We start from the raw sequence: 16833 nt of genomic DNA, 5'->3' as shown, positions 1-16833 counted from the left end.
CAAACAACATTTTACACTTGCAACTTATCTCATTTTCCTGTATAATGCAACGATGTGTTAGAGCGGGCGGGCAGAGCTCCCCCCGCCTTCCTATTACAACGAGAGGACTGAGACATTCATGAGCGCATCCAGAGAAAAAAAGCAGCGCCAAAGCGCCGGCCAGAATCTGACTCAGAAAGAGCTCAAGGAGGCCAAGGAGGCGCAGGCCGCCAAGCGCAAAACCATTCTGTACTGGGTGATCGGCGTGGTGGTGGTCATTCTGGTCGCCGCGCTGCTTATTTGGAACTCCAACTTTTTCCAGAACCGTGCCACCGCAGTGACCGTCAACGGCCATAACTTTACCGCCGGTGAAGTTGCCTACTACTACAACAGCGCCTATCAGCAGGAGTACCAGCTCTACCAGTACTCCGCCATGGGCATCAGCGGTCTGACCAACTTCGACCCCACCACTGATCCCAAGGAGCAGTATGTGGACGAGGAGCAGACACAGACCTATTACGACTACTTCATGGAGTCCGCCCTCAACGCCCTGACCCAGGTGGCCGCCCTCACGGATTCCGCCGAGAAGGACGGCTTCTCCCTGGATCTGTCCGACAGCGGCAGAGAGACCTATAATGCCACCATCTCCAATATGAAGGACTCCGCCACTACCGCTGGCTATTCCTACTCCTCCTACCTGCGGGCCATCTACGGCACTCACATGACCGCCGGCATCTATGAGAGCTGCCTGAAGCGGGCCATCATGCTCACCGAGTATCAGGAGGACCACCGGGGCGCCCTGACCTACACCGACGAGGACTACACCACCTATTACGACGAGAACAAGGACAACATCGACACCTTCTCCTACGAGGTCGCCTTCCTGACCGGTTCCGCCCCCTCCACTACCGACGAGGACGGCAACACTGTGGAGGCCACCGATGAGGAGAAGACCGCCGCTATGGAAGCCGCCAAGGCCAACGCCGATAAGCTGATGGCCGACGTAGAGGCCGGCGGTGACTTTGCCGAGCTGGCTGACGCCTATGTTCAGGAAAACAGCGCCAACACCTTCCGCACCACTGAGACCACCGGTTCCAGCCTCACCTCCACCTATGGCGACTGGCTGAAGGACGCCGCCCGCACCGAGGGCGACATGAGCGTGTTCGAGTCCACCAGCGGCTACTATGTAGTCCGGTTCCTGGACCGCTACCTGGATGAGACGCCCACCGCCGACATCCGCCACATCCTCATCAAGGCCGAACTGACCCAGGAGGATGACCCCGCCACTGAGGACGTGGATGAGTCCACCATCCCCACCGACGAGGCTATGGAGGCCGCAAAGGCCAAGGCCGAGGACATTCTCTCCCAGTGGGAGGCTGGTGACAAGACCGCCGAGTCCTTCGGCGCGCTGGCCGAGGAGTACTCCGACGATACCGGCTCCGCCTCCAACGGCGGCCTGTACACCCAGGTTTATGAGGGCCGGATGGTGGATACCTTCAATGACTGGATCTTCGACAACGAGCACACTGAGGGCGACACCGGTCTGGTGGAAAATACCAACAGCGGCCAGTATGGCTGGCACGTCATGTACTTCCAGTCCTGGGATGACCCCACCTGGAAAATCAACGCCAAGAGCTCCTTCCAGAACGACGACATGAACAGCTGGATTGAGAGCATCACCGAAGGCTATGAGGCTGTCAAGGCTGACGGCTTCAAGTACGTCGACTAATATCGAGCTTCCACGAGGGGGCGGGGCGATTGGCTCCGCCCCCTCTTCTAACATCTCATCAGGAGGTATCCATGAAGGAACAATTTCTGCGCACCGAGATGGTATTGGGCTCCGATGCCATGGACAGGCTCTCCGCCGCCCATGTGGCGGTATTCGGTCTGGGCGGCGTGGGCAGCTGGGCAGCTGAGGCCCTGGCACGTGCCGGAGTCGGCGCGCTGACCTTTATCGACCACGACGAGGTGGGCGTAACCAATCTGAACCGCCAGATTCAGGCCCTATGGTCCACCCAGGGCCAGCCCAAGGCGGAGGCTATGGCCGCCCGGGTGAGAGACATCAACCCAGACTGCAAGGTCTGCTCCATGGTGTCCAAATACGAGGCGGCAAACAGGGAGGATTTCTTCTCTGTCCGGTACGACTATATTGTGGACGCCATTGACATGGTCTCCAGCAAACTGGACCTGATTCAGACCGCCATAGAACGGGGCATTCCCATTCTCTCCGCCCTGGGTACGGGCAACAAGCTGGACCCCACCCAGTTCCGCATCACCGACATTTCCAAAACCGAGGGCTGTCCTTTGGCACGGGTCGTCCGGAAGGAACTGCGCAGCCGGGGCATCGTACACCACCGGGTGCTCTTTTCCCCTGAGCTGCCCCATGCCGCCGACCAGCGGGAGACTCCGCCTCCGGGCCGCCGGAGCGTTCCGGCCAGCGTGCCCTGGGTGCCGCCGGTGGCCGGGCTGATGATGGCGGGCGATGTAGTACTGACCCTGGCCGGTCTGAACCCTGATAACAAATAAACCATGAATAGAAAATCCCTCCCGGCGGCAGACTAGTGCCGTTGGGAGGGATTTTTTTGCATGTTCCGGTAAAAATTCGCTGTGCTCTGTCCGGCGCCGCGGCAGGCGTGGCCAACGGTTTCTTCGGCGGCGGGGGCGGCATGGTCCTGGTCCCCCTGCTTACCCGCTGGTGCGGGCTGGCGCAGCGGAAGGCCTTCGCCACCTCAGTAGCCATCATTCTGCCCCTGTGCGCCCTGTCCTCCGCCGTCTACTTCTTCCGGGGCGGGCTGGACTTCCAGCTGGCCCTCCCCTATCTTGTCGGCGGGCTGATTGGTGGCTTTGCAGGCGGACGGCTCTTCCGGCGGCTGAACATGGACTGGCTCCGCCGGGTGTTCGCCCTGTTCATCCTTTACGGCGGCGTAAAGGCCCTCTTCTTCTGATGGTGGAGCGGCTTCTTCCCATTCTGGCAGGCGCCCTCACCGGAGTTCTCTCCGGCTTTGGGGTAGGCGGCGGCACGCTGCTGCTCATCTATATGACGTCCTTCGCCGGTGTGCCCCAGAACCTGGCCCAGGGGGTCAACCTGCTCTACTTCCTCCCCACCGCCGCCACCGCCCTGCCCGCCCATATCAAAAACGGCTATGTAGACCGCGCCGCCGCCTGGCCCGCCATTCTGGCCGGGCTGCTGGGCACCGCTCTGTCCGCCTGGGCTGCCACTGGGCTGGATGTACACCTGCTCCGCCGGTGCTTCGGGGTCTATCTCCTCTATGTGGGTATCACCGAGCTCTTCCGCAAAAAGCTGGACAAACTCAGCCCTGAGTCCGGCGGCGGGTGAGGTAGCCCTCCAGAATCAGGGTGGCCGCCACTGCGTCCACCGTCTTTTTGTGCTGCTTCATCCGCTTGCCCGAGGCGTGGAGAATGTTGTGGGCCTCCACGGTAGTGCGGCGTTCATCCCACAGGACTGGCGTCAGCCCGGTCACCTGACCCACCTGCCCGGCAAAGGCCCGGTACAGCTCTGCCCGTGGGCCCTCGGTTCCGTCCATGTTCCGGGGAAAGCCCATCACCAGCTCCTCAACCCCGTGTTCCTCCACCAGACGGGCAATCTCCTCCGCCACCACCTCGCTCTTCCGGCTATGGATTACAGTCGTATACCCAGCCAGCAGGCCGGTGGGGTCGGAAATGGCAATCCCCGTCCGGGCGTCGCCGTAGTCAATGGCCATAATTCTCATCCGTTCCTCTCCTTTTCCATCTTCCGTTTCAGCAGCGTCAGGGCAATCAGCAGGGCGGGTATCATCAGCGCCACGCAGATCAGGGAGAACAGCAGGCTCTCCTCCTCGCTTGACAGAAGCGCATTCCCTGCCGCCAGCACCAGACCCGCTGCCATCATGACGCCGCCGCCCACCACCTGACTTCTGCGCCAGTTCCCGTCGCTCTCCATGGTCCAGGCCGTCCGCACCCCGCACCAGCCGTTGCGCCGGATTTTGGGCATCACATTGCCCAGGCAGAAGAGCAGCAGCCCCGTGACGCCGAACAGAATCCGGCTGACAGACAGCTCCAGCCCCGTCCCCAGGGCGGCAATCCGGTAGGCTTTGACCAGAAAGACCACAGTCATCACATTAAACACCAGCAGCGCGCCGCAGCCAATGGCCAGCACGGCAGCCCGGTTCTCCGTAGACTTTTGACTGCTCCACCGGGATACCTTTAAAAGAAAGCCGCCCATCAGCAGGGTGAGCAGCGGCAAAAGCAGCATCTCATACTTGCTGCCCCAGCGGGTGATATTTCCCGCGGCGTCATAGTGGGCGGGAATTTCCGCCGGCAGCACCAGCAGGGCCGCCAACGTCACCGCCACCGGCAGCCCCATCAGAATGTAAAACAGCGTCCCCCACAGTTTTTCGTGCCTCATGGCGCGCCTCCCCTGCTCCGGCGCACAGCTGGCTTAGCCAGAGCGCAGCCTCCTCCAATACGGTGGCGTTCATCTCATAATAGATGTAGTTCTTCTCCCGCCGCTCCCGTATCAGCCCCGCCCGCTTCATGCAGGCTAGGTGATAGGAAACGGCAGCGGCAGTCATGGACAGCCTGGCGGCAATCTCCCCCGCCGGCAGTTCTCCGCCCCGCAGCAGCAGCAGGATCTCCCACCGCACCGGGTCGGACAGGGCCTTGAAGATCCCCGGGCCCTCCACAGTGCTCCCCCCTTGCGAAAGTATTTCAATTTTTCTTTAAATAGATTTTATCAGCCAGCGCTTTTTCTGTCAAGCGCTCTGCTGTTATCTGCAAAATCAAAACTTTTTTCTGAAATAACCCTTGACTTTCCGCCTCTCCTGTGCTAATCTATTAACACCTATGAAAAGGGCTTTTTTTGTGCGCATTTTTACGGTGTAATGACGTGCAAACCCTTTTGCCGCCGAGGGCGGGCATAGGGAGGCAGATGATGCCGAATCCGCACCGTAGCGCATAGGGGCATAGTATCGCTGTGCCCGGACGTTGCTGGATTCGGCATATTGGGCCGCGTCCAGCATTTTTTATGTCTGGAACGCCCCAAAATGAAAAAGGAGGTGCCGACAAGTGGCAAAGGCAGGCAACCGGGTGAAGGTCACCCTGCGCTGCTCCGAGTGCAAACAGCGCAATTACAACACGTTCAAGAACAAGAAGAACACTCCTGATCGTCTGGAGCTGAACAAGTACTGCCCCTTCTGCAGAAAGCACACGGTCCATAACGAGACCAAGTAATGAGCTTCCATATGGCTCACAAGAAAGAAGGGTGTATCTGAATGTCTGAAAACGAGAAGATCGAGCAGGCCGGCCAGGCAGACGCCGCCAAGTCCGTTCCCGCCAAAGCCGACAAGAAGGCAAAGGACGAGAAAAAGTCCAAGCCCGGTTTCTTCGCGCGCGTCGCTAAATGGTTCAAAGAGATGAAGAGCGAGCTGAAGAAGGTACAGTGGCCCGGTTGGAAGCAGGTTGCGAAGAACACCGGTATCGTAATTGCCTGCGTTATCGTGGTGGGCATCTTCATCTGGGTTTTCGACGCCCTGGCCAACGCCGTTGTACAGGCGCTGCTGAACCTTTTTAACCCCGGCGCATAAAGGAGTAAATCATGGCTGAAAGTGCAAAGTGGTATGTTGTCCACACCTATTCCGGCTATGAGAACACCGTCGCCGCCTCCATTGAGAAGGCTGTTGAGAACCGCAATATGCACGACCTCATCCAGGAGGTCAGTATCCCTATGGAGACGGTTACCGAAATCACCGACAACGGCCCCAAGACCGTGGAGCGCAAAGTGTTCCCCGGGTATGTGCTGGTGAAAATGGTGATGACCGATGAAACCTGGCACCTGGTCCGCAATGTTCGCGGCGCCACCGGCTTCGTCGGCTCCGGCAACAAGGCCATTCCCCTCTCCGATGCGGAGATTGCCGCTCTTGGCGTGGAAAAGCGCGAAGTGGTGATTGGCTACGCGGTGGGCGACAATGTCCGCATCACCGACGGCGCCCTGAAGTCCTATCTGGGCACTGTGGACGATATCGATATGGAGCACGAAAAAGTGCGCATCGTGGTGTCCATGTTCGGACGTGAGACTCCCGTGGAGCTGGACCTGGACCAGGTCGAGCCTGTGGAAGCGTAAGCTCTCCGGAGAAACGTCCCGCGGCACTGTGCCGCACGCCATGCCTGGCATGGCCTATCCCCCGCACGTGGGAGGCGTCCCGCAGACGCCGTTCCAACCACATTTATCGTAGGAGGTGCTGTTTCAAATGGCACAGAAAGTTACTGGTTACGTGAAGCTGCAGATTCCCGCCGGCAAGGCGACTCCCGCCCCCCCTGTCGGCCCCGCCCTCGGTCAGCACGGCGTGAACATCGCCGCTTTCACGAAGGAATTCAATGAGCGCACCAAGAACGACGTGGGCATGATCATCCCCGTGATCATCACCGTCTACGCCGACCGCTCCTTCACCTTCGTCACCAAGACCCCTCCCGCCGCCGTTCTCATCAAGAAGGCTGCCGGCATCGAGTCCGGCTCCGGTGTGCCCAACAAGACCAAGGTGGCCACCATCAGCAAGGAGGACGTGCGCAAGATCGCCGAGACCAAGATGCCCGACCTCAATGCCTCCAGCATTGAGTCTGCCATGAGCATGATCGCCGGTACTGCCCGCTCCATGGGCGTCCTGGTGGGCGACTAAGCGAAGGAGGTAGCAGGAAATGTTTAGAGGCAAGAAATATCAGGAGAGCGCCAAGCAGATCGACAAGGCCGCTCTGTACGATACCGCCGAGGCCATGAGCCTGGTGGTCAAGACCGCCCCCGCCAAGTTCGATGAGACCGTCGAGCTTCACGTGAAGCTGGGCGTTGACTCCCGTCACGCCGACCAGCAGGTCCGCGGCGCTATCGTCCTCCCCCACGGCACCGGCAAGACCGCCCGCGTCCTGGTGTTCGCTAAGGGCGACAAGGCTGAGGCCGCCCGTGAGGCCGGCGCCGACTTTGTCGGCGAGATGGACATGGTCCAGAAGATCCAGCAGGAGAACTGGTTCGACTACGATGTGGTCGTGGCCAGCCCCGACATGATGGGCGTTGTGGGCCGTCTCGGTAAGGTCCTGGGCCCCAAGGGCCTGATGCCCTCCCCCAAGGCCGGCACCGTCACCCCCGACGTGGCCAAGGCCGTCAAGGAGATCAAGGCCGGTAAGGTCGAGTACCGTCTGGACAAGACCAATATCATCCACTGCCCCATCGGCAAGGTGTCCTTCGGCGCCGAGAAGCTGACCGAGAACTTCAACGCCCTCATGGGCGCTATTGTGAAGGCCAAGCCCTCCGCTGCCAAGGGTCAGTATATCCGCAGCTGCGTGGTGGCCTCCACCATGGGCCCCGGCGTGAAGATCAACGGCGCCAAGCTGATGTAATTTCCGCCCCATGCGCAGTATCCAGGGGAAAATTCCCCCCTGGATACTGCCTTGGGAGAAAATTTTTCATTTTTTAGTTGACAACCTTTTTCCGGGCTGTTATACTATCTTTCGTGTTCAGAGACAGCAGGTTGTGTCCGCACAGTAAATCCTGCCGAGAATGCAGTATAGACGTTTGTTTTGTGCTGTTTTGTGTCTTTGGACGCGAAACAGCACTTTATTTTTCTGGAGGTGAATCCCACATGCCTAACGCAAAGGTTCTCAGCGAGAAGCAGGCCATCGTGGCCGAGCTGACCGAGAAGCTCAAGGGCGCTGCCAGCGGCGTTCTGGTGGATTATAAGGGCATCACTGTGGCCGAGGACACCGCTCTGCGCGCCGAGCTGCGCAAGAACGACGTTGATTACGCCGTTGTGAAGAACACCCTGGTCCGTTTTGCCATCAATAACTGCGGTATGGAGGCTCTGGACGACGTGCTCAACGGCACTACTTCCCTGGCCATCAGCCACAGCGATCCCATCGCTCCCATGCGCGTGGTGAACAAGTTCGCCAAGCAGTTCAACGGCGCTAAGTTTGTCATCAAGGCCGGTTTCATGGACGGCAAGGTTCTGTCCCTGGACGAGGTCAGCGCTCTGGCTGAGCTGCCCTCCAAGGAGGTTCTGCAGGCTCAGGTCCTGGGCACCATGCTGGCTCCCATCACCAGCCTGGCCATCGTCATCAAGGCGATTGCCGAGAAGCAGGGCGGCTCCGTGGAGGAGACTGCTTCCGCCGAGGCGTAACCCCTATCCCCCGCACAACTACCACACTTCAGATATTTATTTTAGGAGGTAACATATCATGGCTTCTGAGAAGATTACTGCCCTCATCGAAGAGGTTAAGGGCCTGACCGTTCTGGAGCTCTCCGAGCTCGTTCACGCTCTGGAGGAGGAGTTCGGCGTTTCCGCCGCCGCTATGGCTGCTCCCGCTGCTGCCGGTGCCGCCGCTCCCGCTGCTGAGGAGAAGACCGAGTTCGACGTCGTCCTGGCTGAGGTCGGCGCTGAGAAGATCAAGGTCATCAAGGCTGTCCGTGAGATCACCGGCCTGGGCCTGGCTGAGGCCAAGGCTGTTGTCGAGGCCGCTCCCAAGGCCGTCAAGGAGGGTGTCTCCAAGGACGAGGCCGAGGAGCTGAAGAAGAAGCTCGAGGATGTGGGCGCCAAGGTGGAGCTGAAGTAAGTCTCCTCCCCCACTTCACACAGCACCAACCCGGACCTGTGGTTTTGCCGCAGGTCCGGGTTTTTCTCTTTGGAAAATGGCGGTATAGAGACCTGGTTATCTTTTTCCGCTTTCTATTGCCTATCCAATTTAACAGAAACGCCCTCTTCCCCCGCAGTTTCAAAACAACAAAAATCCTCCGTATGCACATTGCATACGGAGGATTTTTAACTTCTCAATTACCTAGTCTGCATCAAAGGGAGGCATCTCCCGGCTCTGGGGAATGGCGTCTCCTTCAAAGGCCAGCTCATCAGGGACGGGACCAGCGTCAGGGGCTGTATCCACCATTCCCTGGCGGAACTGCATCTCCTGCCACTGCTCCTTGCTGATGAGCACCTGCCGGGGTTTGGAACCCTCAAAAGGCCCTACCACGCCCTTCTCCTCCATCTGGTCCACTAGGCGGGCAGCCCGGGAGTAGCCCAGCTTCAGACGGCGCTGGAGCATGGAGACGCTGGCCATGCCGGTCTCCACCACCACTTCGATAGCGGCGGGCAGCAGCTCGTCGTAATCTCCGCCGGACTCCTCGGCGGCGGAAGAACCGCCCCCCTTCCCCTGCTTATCCTTCTCAGCGGCATGCTTTTCAATCTCGTGGATGATGGCCTCGTCATACTCGGCCGAGCCGCTCTGCTTTTTGATGAAGTCCACTACGGCCGCCACCTCCTCATCGGAGATGAGACAGCCCTGGACCCGCTTGGGTTTTCCAGTGCCCAGGGGGAAATAAAGCATATCTCCCTTGCCCACCAGCTTCTCGGCGCCGGTGGTGTCCAGAATGATGCGGGACTCCAGAGAGGAGGCAACGGCAAAGGCGATGCGGCTGGGGATGTTGGCCTTCATCAGTCCGGTAATCACGTCGGCGGAAGGCCGCTGGGTAGCGATGATCAGGTGCATGCCGGCGGCACGGCCCATCTGGGCCACGCGGCAGATGGATTCCTCCACCTCCTTGGCGGCCACCAGCATCAGGTCGGCCAGCTCGTCGATGACCACCACAATCTGGGGCATCTTCTCCATACCTTCGGTGCGGGCGGCGTGGGCGTTGTAGGACGCCAGGTCACGGACGCCCACCTCGGAGAAGGCACGGTACCGCTTCATCATCTCCACCACCGCCCACTGGAGGGCGCCGGCGGCCTTCTTGGGGTCGGTTACCACGGGGATGAGCAGGTGGGGAATGCCGTTGTAGATACCCAGCTCCACCATCTTGGGGTCCACCATGATGAGGCGCACCTCGTCGGGGGTAGCCTTGTAGAGCAGGGAGATAATGAGGGAGTTGGTGCACACCGACTTACCGGAGCCGGTGGTACCGGCAATCAGCAGATGGGGCAGCTTGGCGATGTTGCCCACGATGCAGTTGCCGCCGATGTCCTTTCCCACGGCAAAGGCCACCTTGGAAGGATTGTCCCGGAACTCCCGGGAGTCGATGACCTCGTTGATGTACACCGGGGACACCAGCTTGTTGGGCACCTCGATGCCCACCATGGAGATCTTGTCCGGGATGGGGGCGATACGCACGCCGGTAGCGCCCAGGGCCAGGGCGATGTCATCGGACAGGTTGGTCAGCTTGTTGAGCCGGACGCCCTGGTCCAGCTCCAGCTCGTACCGGGTCACCGAGGGGCCCCGGGTCACATTGACAATGTTGGCGTCAATACCGAAGGAACGGATGGTGTCGGACAGCCGGACCTGGTTGGCCTTGAGCTCGCCGATGGCCTCGGCGCCCACAATGCTGTCCCCCTCTTTCAGCAGGGAAAGGGGCGGGTACTGGTAGGCGCCGCCTGGCTGGCTCAGGCTCTTCTCCACCTCCTGGGCCACCTCCGCGGCGGCCTGGGCGGCTTCTTTGCCCTTCACCTTGGGCACAGCGGGTTCCCGCTCAATCTCAGGCATGGGGGGCGCAGGGGCCGGGGTGACAGGGGCGGCGGGGGCGGGCTGGAAGGGTTCGGGCGGACGTACAGGCATCGGGTTGACAGTAGGATCCTCAGGCTGAGGCTCGGGCGTGGTGAAGGGACGCTCCTCTGCCGCCGCCTCGGCCACTGAGGCGGTGAGCACCTGGTCGGGGGTTGGCACAGAAGGACGGCGGTTGAACAGCCGATCCTTCTTGGGCTTAACCTCCTGGGAAGGCTCTTGGGGCTTCTCTGGCGTTTCAGCAGGCGGAGACTCCGCCGGGACCTCGTCCACCGGAATATCAATGACAGGCCGCCTGCGGCCGATTGGGGCAGGTTTCTCAGCCGGCGCAGAGACCGGGACGGGAGCTGGACGCCTGCTGTGGGAGCGGGGCTCAGGCAGCTCCTCTTCCTCGTACTCAGGATGGGGCCGGTTACGAATGGCATCCACAATATCCACGATGGTCACATTGCACACCGTCATCACCATCATAGCCCCACCCAGGATAAAGACCACACCGGCGCCAATCCTACTGAACACAGCGGTAAATCCCATGGCGATAAGGCCGCTGACCAGCCCGCCGCTGGACATGGCCTGTCCCTGGGTCCACAGGTTCTTGATGAGGGCACTGTCCCACTGATAGCTGTCCTGGGCCAGCATCAGGTGGAGCAGAGCGCCCATCAGCACCGGAAAGAGCATGGCACACCATACCCGCAGACGCACAGGCCGCCCCCGGTGGAACATGAGAACCACACTGGACACCAGCAGCATGGGAGGCACCAGCCAGAAGCCGTACCCAATGCCCCCTTTGACAATGCCGCAGAAGAAGTCAATAAAGATGGCGTGGACGTTAAAGTACCCAAAGGCAGCGAAGATGGCCAGGAGGAAACAGACCGCCGCCCCCACTTCCCTGCGGATTGGCCTGGGCTGGCTGGCCGCCTTCTTTCGTCCGGCAGCGGCGCTCTTCCCGGCGGCGCCTGTCCGCTTTCCGGCGGATGCGGACGTGCGCTTTCCGCCGGTGCTTTTCTTTTGTGCCGTGGCCATGGGCGTCATTCCTTTCAGGAGAGTATGGTAATACGTACTGAACAAAGCCGAAAGCTTTAAAAGCAGCTGCCGCCGCGGGAACAGATCGATTTGCGGTTTATTCAGCAGATATTATGGCAAAACAGAGGACAGACCTGCTCAGGCAAAAATTACAAACTTGAGGATACCCGCAATCAGGGACACAGCGCCCACCGCCCAGCAGTAGTAGGCAAAGCTGCCGAACTTACCCTTGTCCGCCAGGGACTTGACCAGCCCGATGGCGAAATAGCCCACAACGGCGGACACCACAACGCCCACCAGGTAGACCGGCAGAAGGGGCACTACCTGTTCAGCGAAGTTAGGCGCGGTGACGGCGTCCTTCAGCTCCAGCAGCGTAGCGCCAACCACGGCGGGCAGCGACATGAGGAAGGAAAACCGGACGGCAAAATTCCGGTCAAAACCCCGGAGCATACCGGCAGAGATGGTGGCGCCGGAGCGGGAAATGCCGGGAATAACGGCCACCGCCTGGGCGCATCCCACCACCAGCGCGTCCGTCACCGCGGCGTTTTTGGCGGTCTTGCGGCCCCGGGCCAGCCGGTCGGAGAAGAAGAGGATAAAGCCGGTCAGCAGCAGCATGCAGGACACCAGAATGGGATTGGAAAATACCTGCTCCAGTATATTCTTGAAAAAGACCATCACCAGCAGCGGGAGAGTGGCCACCACGATAAGCATCACCATCCGCCGGGCGGCTGGCGGCTTGCCCGCGCCCTCATCCCGCACCACCAGGGCCCGGATGCCCAGGAAAAACTCCCGGATCATGTCAACAATGTCTTTCCAGTACACAATGCACACGGAGATAAGCGTGCCAAAGTGGAGCAGCACGGTGAAGAACATATGGGTCTCCTCCATATTCTCCATGCCGAAAAAAGCCTGAAAGAGGGTCAGGTGTCCTGAGCTGGAAATGGGCAGAAACTCTGCCACGCCCTGAATAAAGCCCATCAGGATGGACATCAGATAGTTCATAATATTTCCTCCATGCATATGTAGTCCCGCCTCATCTGGGACAGGCGGGCGCATATAAACTATATTACCACAAGCGGCCTGACATTTCCATCATTTTTCTTGGAATTATGTCAACAATTTCTTTTACAGACAGCAGCGCGGCAGCTCTTGCGAGCTGCCGCGCTGGATGGCTATTCTCATTTTCTCTGCACCGGCTCGGTCATGGCCTGGGCGATGTAACCCTGTCCGTAGAGAATATCGTAGACAATGGTACGGTAGGTATCTACTGTATCTGCATCCTCCTCCGGCGGTTCATAGTACGGCGTACCGTCCGCGGCCACATAAAGCCGCTGGCGGTAGAGCAGCATATCCTCCAGCGCCATATCCACCCACTGGAAATACAGCGGACGGGGCACTCCGGCCCAGTCCAGGATATGGACGCCCAGGCTGGTGGCGCTTACTGTCTCAGGTACATCCAAATCCGCACCGTAGTTGTTCCACACCAGGAAGCGGGTCGTGTGCATCCGCTTGAGCTCCTCCGGGGACCAGGACTTGGTGTCCGCCGTACTGGAGTAGCCCAGCTCCGAGTAGATGGTGTTCTCCTCGTCCATAGACAGCCCCGGCAGATGGTCGCCCCAGAAAATCACAATCACCGGCTCCTCACACTGCTCAAAATACTCCAGCAGAGCGCCCAGGGCAGCGTCCGCATCGTGGATACCATGGAGCAGCGCATCGATGGAGCCCATCTCCTCCTCTCCCAGCTTGTCGCTGGAGAAGTCCAGGCCGGAGCTCTCCTCAAATTTCCCGGCATAGTAGGGCTGGTGGTTCTCCATGGAAAGTCCATAAAGGAGAAGCGGCTTACTCTTGTCCCGGTTCTCAAACTCCGAAATCAGCATCTCGGTCAGGGCCATGTCGGAGAGATAGGGGCCCTCCCGATCCGCATCCTCGGGGAAGTCCTCCTCAAACACCAGCTTGTCAAAGCCGATCTTCTCAAAATTCTCCTCCCGGTTGTAGAGCCGCGCGGTATAGGAGTGCACAAACTCGGTGGCATACCCCTGGGCGGAGAAAGCCTTGATAATAGAGGGCGCCCGGTCATAGGCCGTCTCGTCCTGGAGGGAGGTCAGGTCCTCCCCCTCCCCCACAAAGGCAACGGGGATGCCGGTCATAACCTCCATCTCCACGTTGCCAGTGCCGCCGGCATATGTGTTGGAGAGGAATTTGCCCGAGGGCCACTCCTCCGCCAGCGCCCGGTAGTTGGGGATGGGGTCGTCCTCAAACTCCACCCCGGGCAGCACCGCCTCCGGGTCGCAGAAGCTCTCCGACATGAGCATAATCACGTTGGGCTGCACGTCCGGCGTCTGGGTGGATGCCGCGTTCCGTTTCACCTTCAGAAGGATGCCGTTCATGTTGTTCTCATTGTAGGCGTCCGGCTCCTGCACCGCGCTGTCCAGCACGCCGCTGTACATGCCCAGCAGGAAGCCCAGGCGGTCGTTGCGCTCGGCCTGAATCTCATCCTCGGGCCCGCTGAGAAAATCCCGGGTCAGGGGCAGGTTAGCCGACCCCACCAGCACCAGCACACCGCACAGGCCCACAATCAGAGAGGCATACCACCGGATGCGCCGGGGACGCCGGGCAAAGAGCAGCGTCAGCGCCAGCAGGACAAACACCAGCAGCACAGCGGGGATGGTGCAGACGCCGAAGCTCATGCCCGGCTTCATAAAGCCGGCGATGGTGCCCATGTGGGTGGCCATGGCCAGGTCGCTGACCATCAGGGGTACGCCGTTGACCACTTCCTTAAAATAGCTGGAGATGGACATGGTCAGCATGGGCACTGCCAGAATCAAGCCGGCAGAAAAGATGCCGCCGGTAATGGCAAGCAAGACGCCTTCACAAGCAAGCAGCAGCAGATATCCCAGGCCAAACGCGGCAGAATTCTGGCCGATCCAGGCCACTGTCTCCTCCACCGACTGAACTGTGATGAGCTGTGTGGCAATCAGCACGGCCAGAGGAAGGAGGAACACCATCAGGTACCACACCCAGGCGTGGTACCGCCAGGGCGCCCTGGCCTCCGGCCCCTTTCTGCCCAACAGAAAATGCCGCCCGCCTCCGTCCTGCGCTTTACCGGCCCCGGGCGCCTCATCTTTCACTACAGGCTCTGTGGACCTGTCGCCGGGCTCCGCCACAGCAACCGAGACAGCCGTCTGTATCAGCTGCTCTTCCTCCGGAGGCAATGCCTCCCGCGCCAACCGTGCTGCCCGCTCGGCGTTCTGCCGCCGGCGGTTCTTCCGCCGCCGCTCCTCCAGCGCGTTATGTTTTCCCTTTTTCTTGGCCAAACCATTCACCCTCAGGGTTAAAATTCACGATTATAGTCAGGTGCTATTTTATCGTCCTTCCTTCCCTGTGTCAACGGCATTTCCCCCCAAAAATAAGAAACGCATCCTGAACTATTTCAGGATGCGTTTCCAACTCCCGGCCTGCTTCAGGGAAAGCGGACTGTAATGCTGCCCATATCGCTTTGAAGCTCCATGGTTCCCCTCTCCCCCTCCTGAGAGGCATAGGCCCCGCGCTGCTTCCCATTCACGGTAATCTCCCCCATGCCGGTGCTCAGCTCGTACCCATACCACTGCTCCGCTCTGGAGGGGCAGGCGCTGATGTCACCCATGTCCACTGTTACGCTGACACGCTCCCCCAGTTCACCTTCCAGGGAGGCCCCTCCCATGTCGTTGGTGACGGTCAGCCGGTCCGTGACCACAAGCCCGGTGGCGGCCATATCGCCCAGAGACAGGTTTGCCTCCAATTCTTCCGCCTCCACACCGGTCAGGTTTACAGTGCCGCATTCGGCTGTCAATACAGCACTGTCCGCCCGAAGCCCGTCAACTATTATGTCTCCCAGATCCGCCTGCACGGAAAGGGTTCCTGCCCGGAGGTTTTTCAGCTCCAGGCCGCCCGCGGAGCTGGTAATATCCGCATCCGCAAGCTCCGCGCCGTCAGGAAGGAAAATCTCAACGCTGCCGCCCCGCTCGGAGAACTGCATGCCTGCGGGCCGCTCGTCCCATACCTTCAGCACGCCGTCCTCCAGGCTGTACTTCAGCGCCCGGCTTCCGCTGTCCAGCCGGATGCCGTAGGTCTCGCCGGCAGAGACCGTCACATCTCCGATGGACAGCTCCACCTCCAAACTGGTGAAGGGGGACAGTTCCGTGTCCACCACCGCGCCCGTGTCCGTCCCAGACGCGCTGCTCCAGCCGGAGAGGCCGATGCTATCTCCGCCTATGTAAATCTGCTTATCTCCTGTCGGAACCCGGATGGATGTCTCAGCACCCATGGCCCAGCCCACGCCGGAGAGCACTATGCCCACAAGGAAGAGGGGCGCCGCAATGCCCACAATCAGCCTGGTCAGTCCCTTCATGCTGCCGCCTCCTCTCTTCTTCTACCCCGGACCATCCGGCCCGCCAGAGCGGCCAGTCCTTTGCACCAGAGCATGCACAGGGCCGCGCCCCCCAGGAAAATCAGCAGGCCCAGCGCCGCGGCAAAGGAGCCCAGACCGGCAAAAAACAAGGTGGTGGGTACGCTGTTAAAAATCTGGGTGATGCCGCACCACACCACGAACAGTCCGCCCAACACACAGGCGATTCCACCAGCGGCGACGCAGGCCGCCATTCCCAGCAGACACAGCGCAATTCCAAGCACCGCCGCCGCAGCGGCCAGTAAGAGCGGCGCCCAGATGGGAGAGAGGAGAACCAGCGCCGTTATCTGTCCCCGCGTCCATCGGCGGGGCTCATGCGGCTCCCATCCGGCCGGGCGGGACCTGGAGCCGAGAAGACGACCCGCCGCCTCGGCCGGCGTGCCCAGTTCTTCCTCGGCCCGCCAGGCCTCATCAGGCCCCTTCTCCTCAAAATACTCCTTATAATATTTCAGAATGCTCTCCAGCTCCCGGCGGGATATCCGTCCGGTAAGATAGCTTGACAGCTCACTCAGGTACTCCTGCTCGCTCATGTCGGTTCCCCTCTTCCTGCGCTGGCGTATATTTTGCGGCAGACTCCACCGCGGTGATTTTACTGTTTTCAGTATACCTGTCCTTTCTTTAATGGGCCATGGAGAAATTCTTAAAATCAGATAAAAATCTGGCCGCTTTACTGTTTTTCCTCTTGTCCGTTTCCAAAATGCCGTTTTTCCCCTGGCCCGGAAAACAATTCCTCTCTTTTGTCTATTTTCCCACGTTTTCACCAAATTTTCTGCCGTCCGGCTTCCCAAATTTCCATGTTCGGAATACCCGGTAATTTACTAGGTTAGGCTTGTAATCTCTGCGTTTTTGTTATATTATGTAAT

Annotated in this window: 19 protein-coding genes; 11 read left to right on the top strand and 8 right to left on the bottom strand. The window is 59.9% G+C overall.

The annotated features are described in order from the left end of the window. Positions 1-118 precede the first annotated feature (118 nt). From Q0K06_RS11960 to Q0K06_RS11945, 4 genes are all read left to right on the top strand, one after another. Positions 119-1708, top strand: a complete 1590-nt coding sequence (locus Q0K06_RS11960) for a peptidylprolyl isomerase (RefSeq protein WP_294552806.1) — start codon at positions 119-121, stop codon at positions 1706-1708. Between the two features lie 71 nt (positions 1709-1779). Beyond that, positions 1780-2505: a tRNA threonylcarbamoyladenosine dehydratase gene (locus tag Q0K06_RS11955; RefSeq protein ID WP_294552804.1), complete on the top strand. Its 726-nt coding sequence runs from the start codon at positions 1780-1782 to the stop codon at positions 2503-2505. A gap of 56 nt (positions 2506-2561) precedes the next feature. Next, a complete protein-coding gene (locus Q0K06_RS11950; protein ID WP_294552802.1) occupies positions 2562-2924 on the top strand; it encodes a sulfite exporter TauE/SafE family protein in 363 nt (120 codons plus the stop codon). Continuing rightward, entirely contained in the window at positions 2924-3316 is a 393-nt protein-coding gene (locus tag Q0K06_RS11945) for a sulfite exporter TauE/SafE family protein (protein WP_294552800.1), read from the top strand. Before Q0K06_RS11950 ends, Q0K06_RS11945 begins: the two co-directional genes overlap by 1 nt. Here the strand turns inward: Q0K06_RS11945 and ruvX are convergent. The 3 genes from ruvX to Q0K06_RS13940 are packed head-to-tail and all read right to left on the bottom strand — an operon-like array spanning position 3291 to position 4661. Then, on the bottom strand, positions 3291-3710 hold the full coding sequence (gene ruvX, locus Q0K06_RS11940; RefSeq protein ID WP_294552798.1) for a Holliday junction resolvase RuvX: 420 nt from the start codon (positions 3708-3710) through the stop codon (positions 3291-3293). The genes Q0K06_RS11945 and ruvX overlap by 26 nt on opposite strands. Then, on the bottom strand, positions 3707-4384 hold the full coding sequence (locus tag Q0K06_RS11935; RefSeq protein WP_294552796.1) for an SdpI family protein: 678 nt from the start codon (positions 4382-4384) through the stop codon (positions 3707-3709). The genes ruvX and Q0K06_RS11935 overlap by 4 nt, the downstream gene beginning before the upstream one ends. Then, complete coding sequence (locus Q0K06_RS13940) at positions 4272-4661, bottom strand: autorepressor SdpR family transcription factor (RefSeq protein WP_365925716.1); 390 nt, start codon at positions 4659-4661, stop codon at positions 4272-4274. Before Q0K06_RS13940 ends, Q0K06_RS11935 begins: the two co-directional genes overlap by 113 nt. Before the next feature lie 382 nt (positions 4662-5043). On the opposite strand from Q0K06_RS13940, the gene rpmG reads away from it, so the two are divergent. From rpmG to rplL, 7 genes are all read left to right on the top strand, one after another. Continuing rightward, the gene (gene rpmG / locus Q0K06_RS11925) at positions 5044-5208 is read left to right on the top strand and encodes a 50S ribosomal protein L33 (RefSeq protein ID WP_006574556.1); all 165 of its coding nucleotides are present in this window, start codon (positions 5044-5046) and stop codon (positions 5206-5208) included. A 41-nt stretch (positions 5209-5249) separates the two neighbouring features. After that, a complete protein-coding gene (secE, locus tag Q0K06_RS11920; protein ID WP_294552793.1) occupies positions 5250-5561 on the top strand; it encodes a preprotein translocase subunit SecE in 312 nt (103 codons plus the stop codon). 11 nt (positions 5562-5572) lie between these two features. Beyond that, positions 5573-6097, top strand: coding sequence for a transcription termination/antitermination protein NusG (nusG, locus tag Q0K06_RS11915; RefSeq protein WP_294552791.1), 525 nt, complete (start codon positions 5573-5575; stop codon positions 6095-6097). Positions 6098-6224: 127 nt separating this feature from the next. Beyond that, positions 6225-6650 carry a 50S ribosomal protein L11 gene (gene rplK, locus Q0K06_RS11910; protein ID WP_294552787.1) on the top strand — a complete coding sequence of 142 codons (426 nt, stop codon included), beginning with the start codon at positions 6225-6227 and terminating at the stop codon, positions 6648-6650. Between the two features lie 19 nt (positions 6651-6669). Then, positions 6670-7362, top strand: coding sequence for a 50S ribosomal protein L1 (gene rplA, locus Q0K06_RS11905; RefSeq protein ID WP_294552784.1), 693 nt, complete (start codon positions 6670-6672; stop codon positions 7360-7362). Positions 7363-7604: 242 nt separating this feature from the next. Continuing rightward, positions 7605-8138 carry a 50S ribosomal protein L10 gene (rplJ, locus tag Q0K06_RS11900; protein WP_294552782.1) on the top strand — a complete coding sequence of 178 codons (534 nt, stop codon included), beginning with the start codon at positions 7605-7607 and terminating at the stop codon, positions 8136-8138. Between the two features lie 58 nt (positions 8139-8196). Continuing rightward, positions 8197-8571, top strand: a complete 375-nt coding sequence (gene rplL / locus Q0K06_RS11895; RefSeq protein ID WP_148316620.1) for a 50S ribosomal protein L7/L12 — start codon at positions 8197-8199, stop codon at positions 8569-8571. Between the two features lie 222 nt (positions 8572-8793). On the opposite strand, the gene Q0K06_RS11890 is transcribed toward rplL, so the two are convergent. The 5 genes from Q0K06_RS11890 to Q0K06_RS11870 all read right to left on the bottom strand — a co-directional run bounded on the left by Q0K06_RS11890 (position 8794) and on the right by Q0K06_RS11870 (position 16500). After that, the gene (locus Q0K06_RS11890; protein WP_294552780.1) at positions 8794-11526 is read right to left on the bottom strand and encodes a DNA translocase FtsK; all 2733 of its coding nucleotides are present in this window, start codon (positions 11524-11526) and stop codon (positions 8794-8796) included. 138 nt (positions 11527-11664) lie between these two features. After that, positions 11665-12528 carry an undecaprenyl-diphosphate phosphatase gene (locus tag Q0K06_RS11885; RefSeq protein WP_294552779.1) on the bottom strand — a complete coding sequence of 288 codons (864 nt, stop codon included), beginning with the start codon at positions 12526-12528 and terminating at the stop codon, positions 11665-11667. A gap of 176 nt (positions 12529-12704) precedes the next feature. After that, complete coding sequence (locus tag Q0K06_RS11880; protein WP_294552778.1) at positions 12705-14840, bottom strand: LTA synthase family protein; 2136 nt, start codon at positions 14838-14840, stop codon at positions 12705-12707. A gap of 146 nt (positions 14841-14986) precedes the next feature. Continuing rightward, positions 14987-15913, bottom strand: a complete 927-nt coding sequence (locus Q0K06_RS11875; RefSeq protein ID WP_294552777.1) for a DUF4097 family beta strand repeat-containing protein — start codon at positions 15911-15913, stop codon at positions 14987-14989. Beyond that, on the bottom strand, positions 15910-16500 hold the full coding sequence (locus Q0K06_RS11870) for a DUF1700 domain-containing protein (RefSeq protein ID WP_294552776.1): 591 nt from the start codon (positions 16498-16500) through the stop codon (positions 15910-15912). Before Q0K06_RS11870 ends, Q0K06_RS11875 begins: the two co-directional genes overlap by 4 nt. Positions 16501-16833: the final 333 nt, after the last annotated feature.

This window comes from uncultured Pseudoflavonifractor sp. (assembly GCF_944387805.1).
GTDB lineage: Bacteria > Bacillota > Clostridia > Oscillospirales > Oscillospiraceae > Pseudoflavonifractor.
This window is presented reverse-complemented; position numbering and strand designations above follow the sequence as displayed.